Origin of the sequence: Caulobacter sp. FWC2, from assembly GCF_002742625.1 — a bacterium.
GTDB lineage: Bacteria > Pseudomonadota > Alphaproteobacteria > Caulobacterales > Caulobacteraceae > Caulobacter.
This window is the reverse complement of the sequence record NZ_PEBF01000001.1, coordinates 2597526-2614961: the sequence shown is the minus strand read 5'-3', so window position 1 is coordinate 2614961 and position 17436 is coordinate 2597526. Positions and strand designations below refer to the sequence as shown.

Here is a 17436-nt window from a genome sequence, read left to right as displayed (position 1 = left end):
TGTCCGGAGTCTGGCACCGCCCAATGTCGGCAATACGTAACCAGAGCTCCGGCCGCGTGAATGTGGTAGGATGAGCTGAGGGGAGTAGCCAATTCGCAGGAGGCGGACATGGCGCAATTTGACCTCTTCCTTCCACCCCAGCGTCCTTGGAACACTGGCCGCATCATCGGCCCTAAGCCGCCGTTCAAGCCCAGACACATCTGGAGGATACGGCAACAGCTCAAATCGAACGGGCGAGTTCGCGACCTCGCCATGTTTAATTGCGCCATCGACGCCAAGCTCAGGGGCTGCGACTTGGTGAAGCTACGTGTCAGCGACGTGGCGCCGGGCGGCGCGCTGCGAGCGCGCGCCACGATCATCCAGCAGAAAACCGGACAGCCCGTCCCATTCGAGATCACCGAGCCAACCAGAGACGCTTTGACGGTTTGGCTGAAGATGCGTGGATGGCGTAGCGACGACTGGCTGTTTCCCAGCCGCAGCCGACAGGCGACCACGTCAGCACGCGCCAGTACGCCCGACTGGTTGACAGGTGGGTGTCGATGATTGAACTCGAACCTCGGGCTTACGGCACTCATAGTCTACGCCGCACAAAGCTGGCGCTGATCTACAACACGACCGGCAACCTCCGCGCATGCCAACTGCTACTTGGACATAGGAAGCTCGAGAGTACGGTCCGATACCTTGGCATCGAGGTCGATGACGCGCTGGAGATGTCTGAGCAGATCGACCTTTAGTGCATATCGCCACTCGATCGGCCTGCCGCCGCCAACCCTCGACTCCAGCGATCGCCAATCACCGACTCCAGAAAGTGTGACGACCGAGCCGCGGAGGTCCCGCAACACGCAGCGGTTCGGTCGTCATCACCGTACGGCCTAGCAACATCACGTCGGCGTAAGAACCTTAGCTCGTGAGGCTGTTGCTCTGTGCAGCGCTGGGACGAGCGAACCCAGCCTTGCCATGCATTGGTACAGTCCCTGTCCAGAAGCACGCGAGCTCAGCTGACGCGCTTCCTGCGAACTGGCAAACATGACTCATTCCTGCCTTTGGGAAGGTCTGCTTGTGGGCGGTGGCCATCGCGACGCCGGCCCAGGCCCTGACTTGACACCTAGGTGGTGTTTGCGGGAGCGGCGCTTGCTAGCGGCGTAGCCTTGCTCCCGCCACTCAACTAGATCGAGGCTTTCGACTCGATGTTGAAGACGATCCCGGAAAAGCCAGGGCGCCAGGATCCGCCGCGCGCGGCGAGATCATCTCGCAGATCTGGCCAGGTAGAGGGGATCCCCCAACCGTTCCAGCAGACTGACCTCGTCCTTGAGCCAGTTGAGGTGGGCCTCTTCGTCGACGATGATGTCCTCGATCAGCCTGCGCGTGGCGGTGTCAGACCGTTCGGCCGCCAATCGCGCCGCCTCGGCGAGTACGGGAAGGCCCTGTTCCTGTAGCTGCAGGTCATTGCCCAGGATGCCGCGGACATCCCGTCCAAGCATTGGCGCATAGGCTTGGAAAGCGATCTGACCATCGAGCTCCAGAAGGCGCTTCTGCAGGGCCTCGATGGTCTCTGGTTCGTCCAGGATGCGTTGCTGCATGTCCTTGGCCAGCTTGTCATAGCCGAGCGCGCTCAAGATGGTCACGTGGCTGCGGTGCTGGATTAGCCCGGCCCAGAACTGATTGATGAGGCCGTTCAGCGCGGCGTGGATGTCGTTGGAGAGGTTGCTGCTCATGGTGGGCTCGTTTCCAGATTGAGAGGCCCAAGGCGGCTCGATGCCGCCTTGGGAGTCGGGATCAGCCGAGCTGCTTGATCAGCGCCTTGGCGACGCCTTCGCTGCTGGCGGGGTTCTGGCCAGTGACCAGCTTGCCGTCCTCGACGATGAAGGGCGCCCAGTCCGGACCTTTGCGGTAGTCCGCGCCCTGGGCGATGAACTCGTCCTCGATCAGGAACGGCACGACGTCGGTGAGCTCGACGGCGGCTTCCTCGCCGTTGGTGAAGCCGGTGACCGCGCGGCCCTTGACGATCGGGTCGCCATTGCCGGCCCTCACATGGCGCAGAACGCCGGGGGCGTGACAGACAAAGCCGATCGGCTTGCCCGCGCGCTCGAAGCTTTCGATCAGGGCGATGGAGACCGGGCTCTCGGCCAGGTCCCAGAGGGGGCCGTGGCCGCCGGGATAGAAGACGGTGTCGAAGTCTTCCTGGCGAACGCTGTCCAGCTTGATGGTGTTGGCCAGGACGGCCTGCGCCGCCGGATCGGCCTTGAAGCGATGGGTCAGCTCGGTCTGGAAGTCGGGCAGGTCGCTCTTGGGGTCCAGCGGAGGCTGGCCGCCGGCGGGCGAGGCCACCGTGATCTGCGCGCCCGCGTCCAGGAAGGTGTAGTAGGGCGCGGCGAACTCTTCGAGCCAGAAGCCGGTCTTCTTGCCCGTATCGCCGAGGGTGTCGTGGCTGGTCAGGACCATCAGGACTTTCATGTCTTTTCTCCAATTTCGGTCCGCCCCTGAGGGCGGGTTCGTGGTGGGGTGGTTTGAAAACGACGGCCGGCTTCAGCGGCGCGCGGCGAGCGCTTCTTCAAGCGCGGCTTGCTTCTGAGCGTAGGGCGCCCGTAGCCGCAGGCCGCTCGTCCCCGCCTGGCCCTGATGCACGACCGGCCTTAGGTGACTGAAGCGGCGGAAGCCGTGGACGCCGTGATAGGCTCCCATGCCCGACGCGCCGACGCCGCCGAAAGGCAAGGCGTCCATGCTGGCGTGCAGCATGATGTCGTTCACGATCAGCGCGCCCGAGGTCACCTGGGCCGAGACCCGTTCGACGGAGGCCTGGCTGTCGGTGAACAGATAGGCGGCCAAGGGGCGATCATGGTCGTTGATGTGGTCGATGGCCTGATCCAGACCCGAGGTCGTCATGACGGGCAGGATCGGGCCGAAGATCTCCTCCTGCATCACCTGCATGGTCTGATCGACTCCCAGCAGCAGCACGGGCGCCATCTTGCGCGTCTCGGCGTTGTGGGCGGGCTCTCCAGCCGGGGCTAGCGAGACCACCGAAGCGCCCTTGGCCTTGGCGTCATCGATCAACTCGACCAGACGGGCAAAATGCCGATCGGAGACGACAGACGTGTAGTCGTCATTGCTCTGGATCGACGGAAAGGCGCCCGCGATGAACGCGCGCGCCGCCGAGACGAACGCGTCCTGGGCCCCTTCGGGCAGCATGACATAGTCGGGCGACAGGCAGATCTGCCCGGCGTTGAACGTCTTCACCGTCAGGGTCCGTTCCGCGGCGATCGCGACGTCGAAGCCTTCGTCGATGACCACGGGAGACTTGCCGCCCAGTTCCAGCGTCACGGGCACGAGGTTCGCCGCGGCGGCGCGCATGACCTGGCGCCCGACATTACCGCTGCCGGTGAAGACCAGATGATCGAAGGGCAGGGCGGTGAAGGCCTGGGCCACGTCCGGCCCGCCGATCACGACGCCCAATTCATCGGCGTCGAAAAGCGTGCCAACCAACTCGCCGAGCAGATCCGAGGTGCGAGGCGTCAGTTCCGAGGGCTTGATCAGCGCGGTGTTGCCGGCGGCGAACACGCCGGCCAGCGGCGAGAAGGCCAGGTTGAGCGGGAAGTTCCAAGGCGAGACGATGCCCACGACGCCCAGCGGCTGCGGCTCGATCCAGGCCTTCACCGCGCTGTCTGCGGTGACGACGTCCTCACGGACCATCCATTCGGCGACGTGTTCGGCGCTGTAGCGAAGGGCGGCGACCGTGGTGGCGATATCAGCCGTCAGAGAGTGATAGACGGCGCGATGGCCAAAGTCGTCGCTCATGGCGCGAGCCAGGGCGTCGCGATTGTCTTGCAGCAGAGCCGCAGCGCGCGTCAGTCGATCGTGGCGCAGATCGGCGCTGGCCGGACCGGCGGCGCGTTGAGCCCTCTTCATGGTCTGCAAGATGGCCTGCAGGTCTTGGGCGGTGCTTGTATCGGTCATGGGAGGATCCTTGGTAAAGGCGCGGCCGCCGGTTCAGGCCAGGGTCAGGGCGACGTCGACATTGCCGCGCAGCGCGTTGGAATAGGGGCAGGTCGCATGGGCGGCCTCGATCAGCGCCTGGGCCTCTTCACGCTCCAGCTCGGGAAGGCTGATCGTCAGCGCCGCTGAGATGCCAAATCCGCCCTCGGCGCGCGGGCCGATACCGACGGTGGCCGAAACGGTCGCTTCGGCCGGCACGCGGACCTTCTGGGCGCTCGCGACAGTCTTGAGGGCGGACAGGAAGCAGGCGGCATAGCCGGCGGCGAACAATTGTTCAGGGTTGTTGCCATGCCCCTTGCCGCCCAGTTCCACGGGCAGGTCGAGCCAGACGTTCAAGGACCCATCGGCGGTTTGGACACGGCCGTCGCGCCCGCCGTTGGCGGTGGCGGAGGTTTGATAGAGCGTCTTCGTCAGCATGGCGTGATCCCTTGGTCTGGTCGCGCTCGGCGTTGCGGCGGAGCGGCATGGCCGCCCTTGTAGGCCTGAGCACGCGCCTTGACTCACAACGCGCTTGCTCTCTGCCATCAAAAATATGATGGGTTGTCGATGTCCCTTCCTCGGCTGCGAACCTTCGTTGAAGTCTATCGGTTACGGTCGCTGTCCAGCGCCGCCCGAAGCCTCAACCTGACCCAATCGAACGTCTCACAGCACATCGCCGGCCTCGAGGTGGCGCTCGGTCGGTCGCTCTTTGAGCGACTGGCGCGGGGGGTGCGGCCCACGCTCGCGGCGGACGAACTGGCGGCTGATCTGGCCGACCACCTGGACCGCGCCGAAGAAGCGCTCGCGGAGGCCAGGGCGCGATCATCCGAGCTTACCGGGGCGGTTCGCATTCTTGGCCACGCCGATTTCATTGGCGAAGTGGTGACCCAGCATCTGCCCGCCCTGGTGGAGGCGGGCATCCGCATCAGGCTCCAGCCCGCGAACCGAGACGTGGTGCAGCAGATGCTGATCGAGGGAAACTTCGATCTGGGCGTTTCGGCCTATCCGATCACCGATAGCCGTCTGCGCTCCGAGGTCATTCGCGAGGAGGCGCTGCGGGCGGTGGCGGCTCCGGCCGTGGCCGAGCGCATTCTGTCCGCATCCGGCTTGAATGAAGGTCTCAGGCGCGAGCCGGTGCTGTCCTACAGCCTGGACCGGCCCATGGTCGACACTTGGCTGGCCGGCAATAACCTGGGCGACTTGGCGGCGTCTCCCGCGGTGACTTGTCCGGATCTTCGGGTCCTGCGCAACCTGCTCGCCGCGGGGACGGGGTGGTCTATTCTGCCAAACTATCTTTGCCAGCGAGAGATCGAGCAGGGAGCTTTGGCCGAGATCCCCGCACCGAACAGAGGGATGAGCCTAAGCTATTCGCTGGTCTGGCTCTCCACCGCGTTGCGGCATCCCCGTGTGGCCCACGCGCGCCAGGCGCTTCTGCGCGGCATGCGCAAGCGTTAGGGAGTGCTAGGGCGGGCGGCGCCAAGCTCCAGCCAGTCGAGTTCTTCTTCCACCGCCCTGAAAGCCTCGTCGCCGATAGTTCCGTCTTGGCGAAGCCGATCAAGCGCTTGCCTCGAGGCGGGCAGGGTCGAAAGCCTCAGGGCCGTGTCTGCGGAAATCCCCATGTCGTGGTCAGCCTTCGCTGCGGCGATCGCCTCGCCATATTTCACCCTCAAGCGCTCGACCGCATCTCCCTCCCTGTCGCCCAGCGATTGCAGGGCGGCGAGCGCTACGGCCTCGCGCGCGCGCCGAATTTCGTCAGCCACGACGGTGTCGGCCGGAAATCTTAGCGCCTTCAGCAGAGGCTTGAGCGTCAATCCCTGGATCACGAGTGTGCCCAGAACGACGACGAAAGCGACCAGCTGGATGAATTCACGCTGAGGAAAGCCTTGGGGCAGAGCGAGCGCGGCGGCGACTGTCACTATGCCGCGCATGCCAGACCACCCCACCACTAAGCCGCTTTTGAGCGTGCCGGTCCAGGTCCCGAGCAATTGATCAGGCTGATGGCCCGAGACAAGCCTGACGGCCCCATAGAGCAACACCCATGTCAGGCGAACCCCGATCACGATGCTGAGTATGGCCAGGGCATACAGCGGGTAGTCCCGCCACTGTGCGGCGTTCAGGTTGGCGACGATTGGGCGTAGTTGCAGGCCGACCATCGTGAAGGCGAGGACGTTGAGGACCGTCGTCGCGGTTTCCCAGGCGGCGAAAGACTTGACCCTGACCTCGGTGTTGGAAGCTTCCGACGAACGTCGGCCCGCTGTGACGCCGAAGGCCACGACAGTGATCACGCCCGACAAGCCCAGATGCTCGGCCATAACCCACACGCCAAACGTCGCGACGAACTGGATGATCGTGGCGGTCGCTGGGTCGTGGACAAAAAGCGTCATTCGCGTGACGACTTTGGCCAGGACCCATCCGACAGCCACGCTTCCGACCGACATGAGAAGCATCGTCGGCGCGATGCTCGCAGGGCTAAACGTCCCCAAAGCCACGGTCGCGACGGCGAGTTTGTAGATGAGAAGCGACGAGGCGTCGTTGAGCAGGCTTTCGCCCTCCAGGACCACACGCAGCCTGTGCGGAGGCGAGACCGAGCGCATTACGGCCAGCGCCGCCACGGCGTCGGGCGGCGCAAGCAGCGCGCCAAGCGTGATCGCTGCGGCCCAGGGCATTTCGGGCACGAAAAAGCGGGCGGCGAGCGCGACGGCGATCGTCGTTAGGCCGACGGCGACCAGAACGAGCGAAAGCACGGGGCGCCAGTTGGATTTCAGGTCGCGCCAGGAGACATCATGCGCGGCGTCGAGCAGAACCGGCGCCACGAAGAGAGCGAGGATCAGCTCTGGCTCCACCGCGATGGTCGGCATGCCCGGTAAAAGGGCCAAGCCCGCGCCACCGAGCGCAAGAAGCGTGGGATAGGGCACGCCGATGCGTGTCGCGAACATCGACAGCAGAGCTGCCGCAAGCAGCATGGCGAGCAGGATCTCAAACAGCGCCAATCGTCATTCAGCCCGTTGTTTCGATCGAGATACGGCGAATACGATGGAGAATACGAGAGGCATCTCTTCGTCCGCTACAGATGAATATCGATTGATCTCATGACTCCCGGTCATGAGCAGCCGGCGCGTCCCTTTCGCGATAGCGAAGCTCGTCCACCAGCAGTTTAAATGCCGGCGAAGAGTGGCGCCGAGACGGGTAATAGAGAAAATAGCCGTCGAACGGCTCACACCAGTCATCGAGCAGCGGCACTAGCGCTCCTTTCTGAATCCAGGGCGCAACCGCGTCCTCAAGCAGAAAGCCGATGCCGTGTCCTGCGATCGCGGCCTGAATAACCAACGGCGTCCTGTTGAAGACGAGTGGGCCTTCGACCTTCACATGCATGGCGCGGCCCTGCTTCTCAAACTCCCAGGCATAGATGCCGCCAGCGTTCGTGAAACGCAGATTGATGCAGCGATGGCGCGCGAGGTCGTGCGGAGTCAGCGGCGCGCCATGGGTCTCGATGTAGTGGGGAGATGCGAAGGGGATCATGCGCATGCGCGGCCCGATACGCACCGCGATCATGTCCTTCTGGACCTGTTCACCCAAGCGGACGCCAGCATCGAACCGGTCGGCGACGATATCGATGAAGCCATTGTCGGTGCAGATTTCCACGACGATGTCGGGATACTTGGCGATGAGCCGATCGACCGCGGGCCAGAGTATTGCTTGCGCTGCGTGTTCCGAAGTCGAAATCCGAATGGTGCCCGCCGGGGTTTGGCGCAACGCGGTCAGTTCAGCGAGCCTTCCTTCAATGCCGTTCATGGCGGGTTGAAGGATTTCAAGCAGACGCTCGCCAGCGTCAGTCGGCGCAACGCTCCTGGTCGTTCTCACCAGAAGTCTGAGACCCAGGCGATCCTCCAGGCGGCGGATGCTATGACTCAGTCCCGATTGCGAGAGCCCAAGGCGATTGGCGGCGCCCGTGAAGCTTCCTTCCTCGGCGACGGCCAGAAATATGGTGAGATCGGCGATGTCTTCGCGCCGCATTAGGAAAGCCCGCAAATTGATGACTGTAGGTCATATAGCCTAGAAAATATTGCCATCTAATTCGATCAATCGCTTCCGCCTAATTTGGCGCCGTCAAGGTCACATGCGTGATGAACGGAAATGGCGATGATCAAGCGACAACTGGGCGCGAGCGGGCTCGAGGTCTCCGCCCTCGGCTTCGGCTGTATGGGGCTGGACTTCGGCTACGCCACCAAGGTGAGCAAGGAGGAGGGCGTCACCCTGATCCGCCAGGCGGCTGATCGCGGCGTCACCTTCTTCGATACGGCCGAGATGTACGGTCCTTTCACCAATGAGGTGATGGTTGGCGAAGCTCTCCGCCCAATCCGCGACCAGGTCGTGATCGCCACCAAGTTCGGCTTCGACATCGTTGAGGGGCAAAGCCGAGGCTTCAACAGCCGGCCTGAGCATATCAAGGCGGTGGCCGACGCTTCGCTCCAGCGGCTCGGCATCGAGGCCATCGACCTCTTCTACCAACATCGCGTTGATCCCGACGTGCCAATCGAGGACGTCGCTGGAGCGGTCAAGGATTTGATCGCGGCGGGCAAGGTGCGCCATTTTGGCCTGTCGGAGCCCGGCGCCGCGACGGTGCGACGCGCCCATGCCGTGCAACCGGTCGCCGCCCTGCAGAACGAGTATTCGCTCTGGTCACGTGGCGTCGAGACCAACGGCATACTCGCGGCGTGCGAAGAGCTAGGCATTGGCCTGGTCTGCTACAGCCCGCTTGGCAAGGGGTTCCTCACCGGCGCGATGAGCAAGGACACCAAGCTCGGCGAAGGCGATTTCCGCAACAACCTGCCGCGCTTCACCCCCCAGGCCATGGCGAAGAACCAAGCGTTGGTCGATCTGCTCAAGTCCATCGGGGCGCAGAAGAGCGCCACCCCCGCGCAGGTCGCTTTGGCTTGGCTCCTGGCGCAGAAGCCCTGGATCGTACCGATCCCTGGCACCACCAAACTGCATCGCCTGGAAGAGAACCTGGCCGCCGCTGATCTCGAGCTGAATGACGGCGATCTCTTCGAGATCGCTCAGGCTCTGGCCGACCTCGATATCGAAGGCGAGCGCTATCCGGCGCATCTGCTAGCGACCACGGGGCGCTGAGCAGAGTCCCGTCCGCGCAAGACGGCAATGCCATAGCCCTTGCGGCGAGGAAAACGAGAGTGGTCATGTCAACCGACACTGCCGCCGCCGAGCCGGCGGCCAAACCGCTGGCGTCGGCGAGGCGGCCCCAGCTCTGGGTGATGATCGTGCTCAGCGCGCTCATGGGGTTCGGGTCGATCTCGACCGATCTCTATCTGCCTGCCGTTCCTGTCATGGCTAAGGCGCTGCGCACCGGCCACGGCACGGTTGAATTCACCATCGGCGCTTATCTGATCGGCTTCAGTCTTGGGCAATTGATCTGGGGGCCGATCGGCGACCGTTACGGCCGGCGTACGCCAGTTGCTTTTGGGTTGCTTCTGTTCGTCGTCGCTTCGGCGGGCTGCGCGCTATCGAGCGACGCCTGGCAGATGATCGGCTGGCGGATCGTGCAAGCGCTGGGCGCCTGCTCGGGCGTGGTGCTGGCCCGCGCCATGGTCCGCGATCTCTATCCGGGCGGTCGCGCTGCGCAGATGCTATCGACGCTGATCACCATCATGGCGGTTGCGCCTCTGCTTGGTCCGCTGATCGGCGGGCAGATTCTCCGGATCGCTGCCTGGCCCGCGATCTTTTGGAGCATGGCGATTTTCGGCCTGGCAACTCTGGCGGCGCTGTTCACCATCGATGAGACTTTGCCGGAAAATTCGCGCAGGACAGGTCCTCTGAGTCTCGCCTTTGCCAGTTACCTCGACGTCATACGCGACCGAAATGTGATGCTAAACGCGATCGTCGGCGGCCTATTCTATGTCGGAATATATGCATATATCTCCGGCACGCCCTTCGTTTTCATCGAATATTACAAGGTGCCCGCGCAAATCTACGGCTTTCTTTTTGGAGCCTCAATCATCGGCATCATGGCGATGAATATAGTCAATGTACGACTGGTTCCGCGGAGGGGCAGCCGCAAGCTGCTGCAGACGGGCGCCATCGGCGCGGCCGCTGCCGGCGCTGTCTCTCTAATCATGGCGTTGACGGGCATCGACGGTCTCGTCGGCCTGGTCCTGCCGTTATTGGCCTATTGCGCCATGTCGGGCCTGATCGTCGCCAACTCGATCGCCGGCGCGCTCACCACCCAGCCGCGGAGAGCGGGGGCGACTTCCGCCCTCGTCGGCGCCCTGCACTATGGGATCGGCATGGCCGGTTCAGGTCTAGTCGCCCTGCTGGCGGACGGAACGCCGCGCCCACTGGGGCTAGCCGTGGCTGTAGGTGGCCTCGCCTGCTTCATCCTGTCCCGATGGTTGCCGCGCACCGATGCGCCGGCCCCTCGTCTTGATTGAAAGGACTGTCCCATGAAGACCCGCTTACTCGGCGATCTCACCGTCTCGGAAATTGGCTTCGGCACGATGAGCTTCGCATCGACCTATGGCGAAGCGCCGGATAAGGCCGAGGCGATCCGCGTGATCCGCGGCGCGCATGATCTCGGCGTCACCCTGTTCGATACCGCCGAGGCCTATGGGCCCTGGACCAATGAACAGCTTGTCGGCGAGGCGTTGGCACCGGTCCGCGATGAGGTCGTCATCGCTACCAAGTTCGGCTTCGCCATTGACGAGGAAACCGGCCAACGTCAGGGCGGCGTCAACAGTCGTCCCGACCATATCCGCCATGTCGTCGACGCCAGCCTCGCGCGACTGAACATCGAGTCGATCGATCTGCTCTATCAGCACCGGGTGGATCCCAATGTGCCGATCGAGGACGTGGCGGGGACCGTCAAGGACCTCATCGCCGCTGGCAAGGTCAAGCATTTCGGGCTGTCCGAGGCGGCGGCTGACACGATCCGGCGCGCCCACGCTGTCCAGCCGGTCACGGCCATCCAGAGCGAATACTCCCTCTGGACGCGAGACCCAGAACCAGACGTGCTGCCGCTTTGCGCGGAATTGGGCATTGGCTTCGTGCCTTGGGCGCCGCTGGGGTCAGGTTTCCTGACCGGCAAGATCGACGCCAACACCCCGATCGCGCCCACTGATTTTCGCGCCACCTCGCCACGCTTCACCAAGGAGGCGCGCGACGCCAACCAAGGAATTGTCGACCTGGTGAACCGCATAGCCGCCGAGAAGCAGGCGACGGCGGCCCAGGTCGCCCTGGCCTGGTTGTTGGCGCGCACCCCCTTCATCGTTCCGATCTTTGGTACGCGAAAGCTCGAGCGCGTGAGGGAAAATCTGGGCGCTACGGACGTGATCCTCGGGGAGGAGGACATGGCCAAGATCGAAGCTGCTTTCGACGACCTAGAGGTGGCGGGCGCGCGTCTGCCCGAGGGCCTGCTCCAGCTTTCCTATCGGTAACTCGTCCTCCACGCGCAAAGGTCAACGATCGTGACATCCTCGCCTGGCAACATCCTAATCCTTGGGGCGAACGGGCAGATCGCGCGCGTCGCCACGCGCCTTCTGGTCGAGCGAACCGAGGCGCGACTGACGCTCTACCTCCGTAACGCGGCGCGGCTGCGCCAGTGGGCGGGCCAAGACCGGGTGCGGATCATAGAGGGGGACGTCCTGGACCAGGCCGCGCTCGACGCGGCGATGGCGGGGCATGACATCGTCTACGCCAATCTCGCCGGCGACATGGAGCGGCAGGCGCGGGCCATCGTTGCGGCGATGGACAAGGCGAGCGTCAGGCGGCTCATCTTCATCAGCTCGATGGGCATCTATGATGAGGATGGCGAGACGCACGGCGCGATCCTGGATCCGTATCGTCGCTCGGCGGCGGTCGTGGAGGGCTCGGACCTCGACTACACCGTGATCCGGCCAGCCTGGCTCAATGACCGGGACGAGATCGCCTATGGCACGAGCGTCAAGGGCGAACCCTTTGAAAACTCCTCGGCCTACGTATCGCGCAAGAGCATCGCGGACCTGATCGTGCGGCTCGTAAGCGAGCCCGGGTTTGGCGTGCGCGAGAGCCTCGGAGTTCATCACCTCTAACTCCTGCGGATCCAAGGAGACTGTCGATGCAGATCAAACGCAATGGCGCATCGCCCTCGATCAAGGGGCCGCCTGAGACCTTCACCGGCGACGTTCGGATCGACATGCCGTTCCAAGCGCCGGCGCCAGGACGGACTGGCGGTGCGATCGTCACTTTCGAGCCCGGCGCTCGCACCGCCTGGCACACCCACCCCTTGGGTCAGACGCTCATCGTGACCAGTGGGGTCGGCTGGACCCAGTGCGAGGGGGAGCCAAAGCTGGAGATCCGCGCCGGAGACGTCATCTGGTGTCCGGTGGGACATCGCCATTGGCACGGCGCAACGTCGACCACGGCGATGACGCATATCGCGATCGCCGAAAGCCTTGATGGCCGTGCCGTCGACTGGATGGAGCATGTCACCGACGAGGACTATCTCGCCGAGGAGGTACAGAAATGAACACGAAAATCAGCCAAGTCGTCGTCGTGATAGGGGCCGGCTCGATCGGCCAGGCGATTGCCCGACGGGTGAGTGCGGGCAAGCATGTCCTGCTCGCCGACCTACGGATTGAAGCGGCCGATGCGGCTGCGACCGTCTTCGCCGATGCGGGCTTCGAGATCAGCACCGCCACCGTCGATGTCTCCTCCCGCGCCTCGGTCAAAGCGTTGGTCCAAAAGGCCGCCGCGCTCGGTCAGGTGACCGGGCTGATCCATGCCGCCGGCGTCTCGCCGTCCCAGGCGCCGATCGAGGCGATCCTCAAGGTCGATCTCTTCGGTACGGCGGTTGTACTAGAAGAGTTCGGCGCGGTGATCGCCGACGGCGGCGCGGGCGTGGTGATCGCCTCACAATCTGGGCACCGCCTGCCGGCGCTGACGCCGGAAGAGGACAGGGCGCTCGCTACAACGCCGGCGGATGATTTGCTCGCCTTGCCGATGCTGGCACCCGGCGCGGTCAAGGACACGCTCCATGCCTATCAACTTTCCAAGCGCGGCAATGCGCTGCGGGTGATGGCCGAGGCCGTGGCCTGGGCGAAACGCGGCGCGCGCCTCAACACCATCAGCCCAGGCATCGTCATGACCCCGCTCGCGCGTGACGAGCTGACAGGGCCGCGCGGCGAAGGCTATCGCAACATGCTCGCCAGATCGCCCGCAGGACGTGCCGCCACGCCCGACGAGATCGGTCTCCTGGGCGCCTATCTGATGGGGCCCGACGGCGCCTTCATCACCGGCAGCGATTTCCTGATCGATGGCGGCGTGACCGCCAGCTACTTCTTCGGCGAGCTGGCGCCAGCCTGACCCGGGCGTCGCCCCTTTTCTAGTCTGGGCCAGCGCTTCGCTTCCCCGCGTCGGCCGCTTCTCTTAGCTCCAAACACATCCTTTAAAGGAATGGCCATGAAATACGTGAAGCTCGGAAATACGGGCGTCGATGTGTCCAGGATTTGTCTCGGCATGATGAGCTTCGGCAAGCCAGGCAGCGAACATGGCTTGTTCCCTTGGGCGAGGGATTTTGACGACGCAAAGCCCATCTTCCGGAAGGCGATCGAACTAGGGATCAACTATTTCGATACGGCGAATATCTACCAGCTGGGCACCAGCGAGGAAGTGACTGGCAAGCTCATCCGAGAATACGGGCTAGACCGTGACGATATCGTCGTCGCCACTAAGGTCCGCATGGAGATGCGCCCCGGCAAACCCAATGGCGGAGGGCTGTCGCGTAAGGAGATCCTTAGCGAGATCGACAAAAGCCTCAAGCGGCTGGGCCTGGACTATGTGGATCTCTACACGATCCACCGCCTCGATCCCTTGACTCCCATGGAGGAGATCATGGAGGCGCTGCATGACGTCGTGAAGAGCGGAAAGGCGCGCTATATCGGCGCCTCGACCATGTATGCCTGGCAGTTCGAGCGGTTGCAGAACATCGCCCAGAACAACGGTTGGACCAAGTTCGTGGCGATGCAGAACCACTATAACCTGATCTACCGCGAAGAAGAGCGGGAGATGATCCCTCTGTGCGAGGATCGCAAGATCGGCATCACGCCCTGGAGCCCGCTCGCCGGCGGTCGTCTGGCCCACACATGGGGCAAGGTCACCCCGCGCGTGGAGATCGACGAAGTCTCCAAATGGGTCTGGGACAGCACCAACGCGCTCGACAAGGTCGTCATCGACAATCTGGAGGCGCTAGCCAAGGCGCGCGGCATATCGATGGCGCAGATGGCCTTGGCCTGGATGCTGAGCAAGCCCTATGTCACCGCGCCAATCGTCGGCACGACGGCGGTCTCCCATGTCGAAGAGGCTGTCGCGGCTCTCGACATCGTGTTGTCCGCAGAGGAAATCGAAGCGCTTGAAAACCCCTACGTCACCCACCCAGTGCTTGGAATGATGTAACGCGTCAGGCTGATCGCGGCCTTAGGGCTTGCGATCGGCCACCGGACAAGACCCGTGATCTTGGAACAAGCTCTATGCGTCCGTCCTGTGCGACGGCGGCGTGACTGGCGCTATCTACCCAAGACCGTGGATCGTTGGGCGGGGGCGGTTTCAATGTCTGGGATCTGAAGCGATCGAAACGTCAGCTTCTGGCGCGCCAAGGCCAATGGTCTCTGGATTGACGCGACGGCGGCCCTGATGAGCGCGAATTAATTTGCCGCCGGCCTGGGTTAGTCGATGCTCGCGCAAATTATCGCCCCGGGGGACGACTAGTGGAAAAGCTTGGAGCGATTGGCGCGATCGTGCTGACGATACTGGCTGCTGGAGCATCGGCCGGGGCCGAGGAGGCTACCGGTAACTGGACCGGTAGCCTGCCATCCGGCTTCAAGGTCAGGCTGCGCATCGACAAAACTGCGACCGGCTATGCGGGGGTTCTGATCAATCCTAGCAACATGGAGACAACCCTCGACACCGTCACTTCTGATGGCACGAAGTTGAGCTTCGCCGTCGAGAAGCTAGGCCTTCGCTATGACGCCGCCTGGGACGGGGGCAGCAAGGGATGGCGAGGCGATCTCGTCTTCCAGGGCAGTCACCCCTTACTGCTACAACGCGCCGCGCCCGGAAGCATGGCCGCCAGGGTTCGCAAGCGTCCTCAAGAGGACGCTATCGCGTCTGGTCCGCGACCGTATGTCGAGCGGGGTGTGGTGTTCAGGAATGAGACGGCAGGGATCGACTTGGCGGGCACGCTCAGCCTGCCCGAGGGCGCGGGACCGTTTCCGGCCGTGGTCCTGGTCTCGGGGACGGGGCCTAACACGCGCGACGAGGAGGTCGACGGACACAAGGTCTTCACCGTGCTGGCCGACGCGCTCGTACGGCAAGGCTTGGCGGTGCTGCGTTATGACAAGCGCGGCGTTGGCGGCTCCGGCGGCGCCTATCGGGGCGCCACCACGGCCGATTTCGCGACCGACGGCGCCGCCGCTGTCAGGTTCCTTATGGCGTATCTCGAAATCGACCCGCTCCGCGTCGGTGTCCTGGGTCACTCCGAAGGCGGCGTGATCGCGCCTATGGTGGCCGCGAGCGACCCCACAGTTGCCTTCATTGTCATGATGGCCGTGCCAGCCATCCGCGGAGATAAGCTGTTCGTGGCTCAGTCGGCCAAGGTGGCCAGGCTCTACGGCGCGCCCGAAGCCTATGTCGCTGGTCGACAAGCTCTCGATCGCGAACTCTACGCAGCGGTCATTGCCGCCCCCACGGCCGAGGCGGCGCGCGCTGAGGCGAAGACGATCTTGGCGCGAGGTGTCGAGAACAAGCTCGTGGACGCCGGCGAGGCCGACAGTCTGGCCAAGAGCATTACTTCGCGGTGGCAGCGCTACTTTCTGGCCCATGATCCCGCACTGGTCCTGCGCGGGCTCAAGATCCCGGTGCTCGCGGTTTACGGCGGACTCGACGCCCAGGTCCCCGCCGCCGACAACGCCGTGATAGCGCGTGAGGCCTTGAAGGACGTGCAGGGCGCGACGGTCGTCGAGATGCCGGGCCTCAACCACCTGCTTCAGCGGGCGGAGACCGGCAGTCCCGAAGAATACGTCGACATCGACGAGACCGTGTCACCCCACGCGCTTGAGCTCATGGCCAGCTGGATGGTGGATCGCGTCCGAACAGGAGATGGGGCAGCGGTCCGATAGCAAAGCCGTCTGACCCCCCCCCCGCGCGCGAAAGTACGCGCTATGGGGATATAGCGTGGAGCGCCGCGCAAATGGGCGGCAACGTCAGGTTTCTGGAGCCACGCCAAGGTCGCTAGTGCCGCGCAATCGCCTGACGACGGACGTGTAAAAACGTGGCTAAGGTCAGCACAGGAGACTACGCTCGCCGTCGTCGATCTCAGGATTGACTGGCGCCGAGCGTCCTTTTGAAGAACGGCGTGAGCTGGTCCACCGCGGCGTCGACATATTGCGGAACCCAGTAGGTCTCGATGTGCGTGGCGCCGTCGATCTTGAACAGCGTCTTGTCCTTGGTTCCGGTCGCCTTGGCGAAGGCGTCCTCGGTCATGTAGAGGCTGTCGGCCTTAGCTCCGGCGATCATCAGCAGCGGGACGTCGATCAACGCGATCTGGTCGGTCGCATCCCAGCGCATTAGGTCCAGCAGGCTGCTCGTCGTATATTTGAACGTCGAGCCCGCATGGGCATGGGTTTTCCAGTAGTACTCATAGCCCTGGCGATAGAGATCAAACGGCAGGGCCGCGATCTGGGCGTCGCTCAGGTTGGCGTCGCCGGAATAGAGGATTTCGCCGCCGGCGGCTTCCTGGGCGCGGGCGGCCGAGGCCTGCTTCAGGCGGTCCTGGATCGTCGCCAGCGCCGAGTCCTGGTAGCCGTTGCGGCGAACCCGACCGGAGTTGAACATGCTGAGCGTGGCGATCGACTTGAAGCGCTTGTCGGTCTTGGCCGCCGCCAGCGAATAGCCGCCCCCGCCGCAGATCCCAAGCAGCCCCAGGCGCTCGGCGTCGACCCCGGGATAGCGGGTGATGAAGTCCGCCATGCCGTGGATGTCCTCGATCCGGAACATCGGCTTGTCCACGCTGCGCGGGAGCCCGCCGCTACCGCCCTGATAGGCCGCGTCGGCGGTGATGGTGATGTAGCCCTGCTCGGCTAGGCGCTGGGCGTAGAGGCCCGCGACCTGCTCCTTCACCCCGCCGTTGGGGTGCGCCACCACGACCGCCGGATAGGCCTGCCCCGGAGCGTAGTTCGCCGGCGTGTAGACATTGGCGACGATGTCCAGGCCGCCGAGCTTGTAGGTGACCGGGTGGATGTTGACCTTGCCCGGCTCGTTCTTGGTGATGGCGCCACCATAGACGAGGGTGAAGGGATTGGTCGTCTCGGCCGCGGCCGAGGCGGGGGTCGTGGTCATCGTGGTGACTCCTAGAACCGAAGCTGAAAGGACGAGCGCTGAAGCGCCTAGGAACTCGCGTCTGTTCTTGCCAATGGGGACGCCGGT

16 protein-coding genes and 1 pseudogene are annotated in these 17436 nt (G+C 63.9%); 10 read left to right on the top strand and 7 right to left on the bottom strand.

Annotated elements, in window-relative coordinates; genetic code table 11:
- Positions 1-108: 108 nt before the first annotated feature.
- Positions 109-734 (top strand): annotated as a pseudogene (locus CSW62_RS12505) (site-specific integrase).
- 510 nt (positions 735-1244) lie between these two features.
- Here the strand turns inward: CSW62_RS12505 and CSW62_RS12500 are convergent.
- From CSW62_RS12500 to CSW62_RS12485, 4 genes are all read right to left on the bottom strand, one after another.
- Positions 1245-1715, bottom strand: a complete 471-nt coding sequence (locus CSW62_RS12500) for a bacterioferritin (protein ID WP_099578251.1) — start codon at positions 1713-1715, stop codon at positions 1245-1247.
- Between the two features lie 61 nt (positions 1716-1776).
- Complete coding sequence (locus CSW62_RS12495) at positions 1777-2454, bottom strand: type 1 glutamine amidotransferase domain-containing protein (RefSeq protein ID WP_099578249.1); 678 nt, start codon at positions 2452-2454, stop codon at positions 1777-1779.
- Between the two features lie 72 nt (positions 2455-2526).
- Positions 2527-3951, bottom strand: a complete 1425-nt coding sequence (locus CSW62_RS12490) for a coniferyl aldehyde dehydrogenase (RefSeq protein WP_099578247.1) — start codon at positions 3949-3951, stop codon at positions 2527-2529.
- Positions 3952-3984: 33 nt separating this feature from the next.
- Positions 3985-4407, bottom strand: coding sequence for an organic hydroperoxide resistance protein (locus tag CSW62_RS12485; protein WP_099578245.1), 423 nt, complete (start codon positions 4405-4407; stop codon positions 3985-3987).
- Between the two features lie 78 nt (positions 4408-4485).
- Between CSW62_RS12485 and CSW62_RS12480 the strand changes: the two genes are divergently transcribed.
- Positions 4486-5424 (top strand): LysR family transcriptional regulator, encoded by a 939-nt coding sequence (locus CSW62_RS12480; RefSeq protein ID WP_199170586.1) that lies wholly within the window; start codon positions 4486-4488, stop codon positions 5422-5424.
- Here CSW62_RS12480 and CSW62_RS12475 read toward each other — a convergent pair.
- Together CSW62_RS12475 and CSW62_RS12470 are read right to left on the bottom strand one after the other, a co-directional pair.
- Positions 5421-6959, bottom strand: coding sequence for a sodium:proton antiporter (locus CSW62_RS12475; RefSeq protein WP_199170585.1), 1539 nt, complete (start codon positions 6957-6959; stop codon positions 5421-5423). The two genes, CSW62_RS12480 and CSW62_RS12475, sit on opposite strands and share 4 nt — an antisense overlap.
- A 97-nt stretch (positions 6960-7056) precedes the next feature.
- A complete protein-coding gene (locus tag CSW62_RS12470) occupies positions 7057-7983 on the bottom strand; it encodes a LysR family transcriptional regulator (protein WP_099578241.1) in 927 nt (308 codons plus the stop codon).
- A 126-nt stretch (positions 7984-8109) separates the two neighbouring features.
- On the opposite strand from CSW62_RS12470, the gene CSW62_RS12465 reads away from it, so the two are divergent.
- From CSW62_RS12465 to CSW62_RS12430, 8 genes are all read left to right on the top strand, one after another.
- Positions 8110-9099 carry an aldo/keto reductase gene (locus tag CSW62_RS12465; protein ID WP_099582274.1) on the top strand — a complete coding sequence of 330 codons (990 nt, stop codon included), beginning with the start codon at positions 8110-8112 and terminating at the stop codon, positions 9097-9099.
- Positions 9100-9164: 65 nt separating this feature from the next.
- Positions 9165-10412 (top strand): multidrug effflux MFS transporter, encoded by a 1248-nt coding sequence (locus CSW62_RS12460; protein ID WP_099578239.1) that lies wholly within the window; start codon positions 9165-9167, stop codon positions 10410-10412.
- A 12-nt stretch (positions 10413-10424) separates the two neighbouring features.
- Positions 10425-11414, top strand: a complete 990-nt coding sequence (locus CSW62_RS12455) for an aldo/keto reductase (RefSeq protein ID WP_099578237.1) — start codon at positions 10425-10427, stop codon at positions 11412-11414.
- Positions 11415-11444: 30 nt separating this feature from the next.
- Positions 11445-12047, top strand: a complete 603-nt coding sequence (locus CSW62_RS12450; RefSeq protein ID WP_099578235.1) for an NAD(P)H-binding protein — start codon at positions 11445-11447, stop codon at positions 12045-12047.
- Between the two features lie 26 nt (positions 12048-12073).
- The gene (locus CSW62_RS12445; protein WP_099578233.1) at positions 12074-12484 is read left to right on the top strand and encodes a cupin domain-containing protein; all 411 of its coding nucleotides are present in this window, start codon (positions 12074-12076) and stop codon (positions 12482-12484) included.
- Positions 12481-13320, top strand: a complete 840-nt coding sequence (locus CSW62_RS12440) for an SDR family oxidoreductase (RefSeq protein ID WP_199170584.1) — start codon at positions 12481-12483, stop codon at positions 13318-13320. The genes CSW62_RS12445 and CSW62_RS12440 overlap by 4 nt, the downstream gene beginning before the upstream one ends.
- Positions 13321-13416: 96 nt before the next feature.
- Positions 13417-14409, top strand: coding sequence for an aldo/keto reductase (locus tag CSW62_RS12435; RefSeq protein WP_099582272.1), 993 nt, complete (start codon positions 13417-13419; stop codon positions 14407-14409).
- Between the two features lie 311 nt (positions 14410-14720).
- Entirely contained in the window at positions 14721-16130 is a 1410-nt protein-coding gene (locus tag CSW62_RS12430) for a S9 family peptidase (RefSeq protein WP_143324382.1), read from the top strand.
- Positions 16131-16326: 196 nt separating this feature from the next.
- Here CSW62_RS12430 and CSW62_RS12425 read toward each other — a convergent pair whose 3' ends face one another.
- On the bottom strand, positions 16327-17349 hold the full coding sequence (locus CSW62_RS12425) for an alpha/beta hydrolase (protein ID WP_199170583.1): 1023 nt from the start codon (positions 17347-17349) through the stop codon (positions 16327-16329).
- Positions 17350-17436 lie beyond the last annotated feature (87 nt).

Bases quoted from the DNA above. Each gene is read 5' to 3' on its own strand.
- CSW62_RS12470 (WP_099578241.1), bottom strand. From the start codon at position 7,983: ATGCGGCGCGAAGACATCGCCGATCTCACCATATTTCTGGCCGTCGCC.
- CSW62_RS12500 (WP_099578251.1), bottom strand. From the start codon at position 1,715: ATGAGCAGCAACCTCTCCAACGACATCCACGCCGCGCTGAACGGCCTC.
- CSW62_RS12440 (WP_199170584.1), top strand. From the start codon at position 12,481: ATGAACACGAAAATCAGCCAAGTCGTCGTCGTGATAGGGGCCGGCTCG.
- CSW62_RS12460 (WP_099578239.1), top strand. From the start codon at position 9,165: ATGTCAACCGACACTGCCGCCGCCGAGCCGGCGGCCAAACCGCTGGCG.
- CSW62_RS12445 (WP_099578233.1), top strand. From the start codon at position 12,074: ATGCAGATCAAACGCAATGGCGCATCGCCCTCGATCAAGGGGCCGCCT.
- CSW62_RS12485 (WP_099578245.1), bottom strand. From the start codon at position 4,407: ATGCTGACGAAGACGCTCTATCAAACCTCCGCCACCGCCAACGGCGGG.
- CSW62_RS12465 (WP_099582274.1), top strand. From the start codon at position 8,110: ATGATCAAGCGACAACTGGGCGCGAGCGGGCTCGAGGTCTCCGCCCTC.
- CSW62_RS12435 (WP_099582272.1), top strand. From the start codon at position 13,417: ATGAAATACGTGAAGCTCGGAAATACGGGCGTCGATGTGTCCAGGATT.
- CSW62_RS12425 (WP_199170583.1), bottom strand. From the start codon at position 17,349: ATGACCACGACCCCCGCCTCGGCCGCGGCCGAGACGACCAATCCCTTC.
- CSW62_RS12490 (WP_099578247.1), bottom strand. From the start codon at position 3,951: ATGACCGATACAAGCACCGCCCAAGACCTGCAGGCCATCTTGCAGACC.
- CSW62_RS12455 (WP_099578237.1), top strand. From the start codon at position 10,425: ATGAAGACCCGCTTACTCGGCGATCTCACCGTCTCGGAAATTGGCTTC.
- CSW62_RS12495 (WP_099578249.1), bottom strand. From the start codon at position 2,454: ATGAAAGTCCTGATGGTCCTGACCAGCCACGACACCCTCGGCGATACG.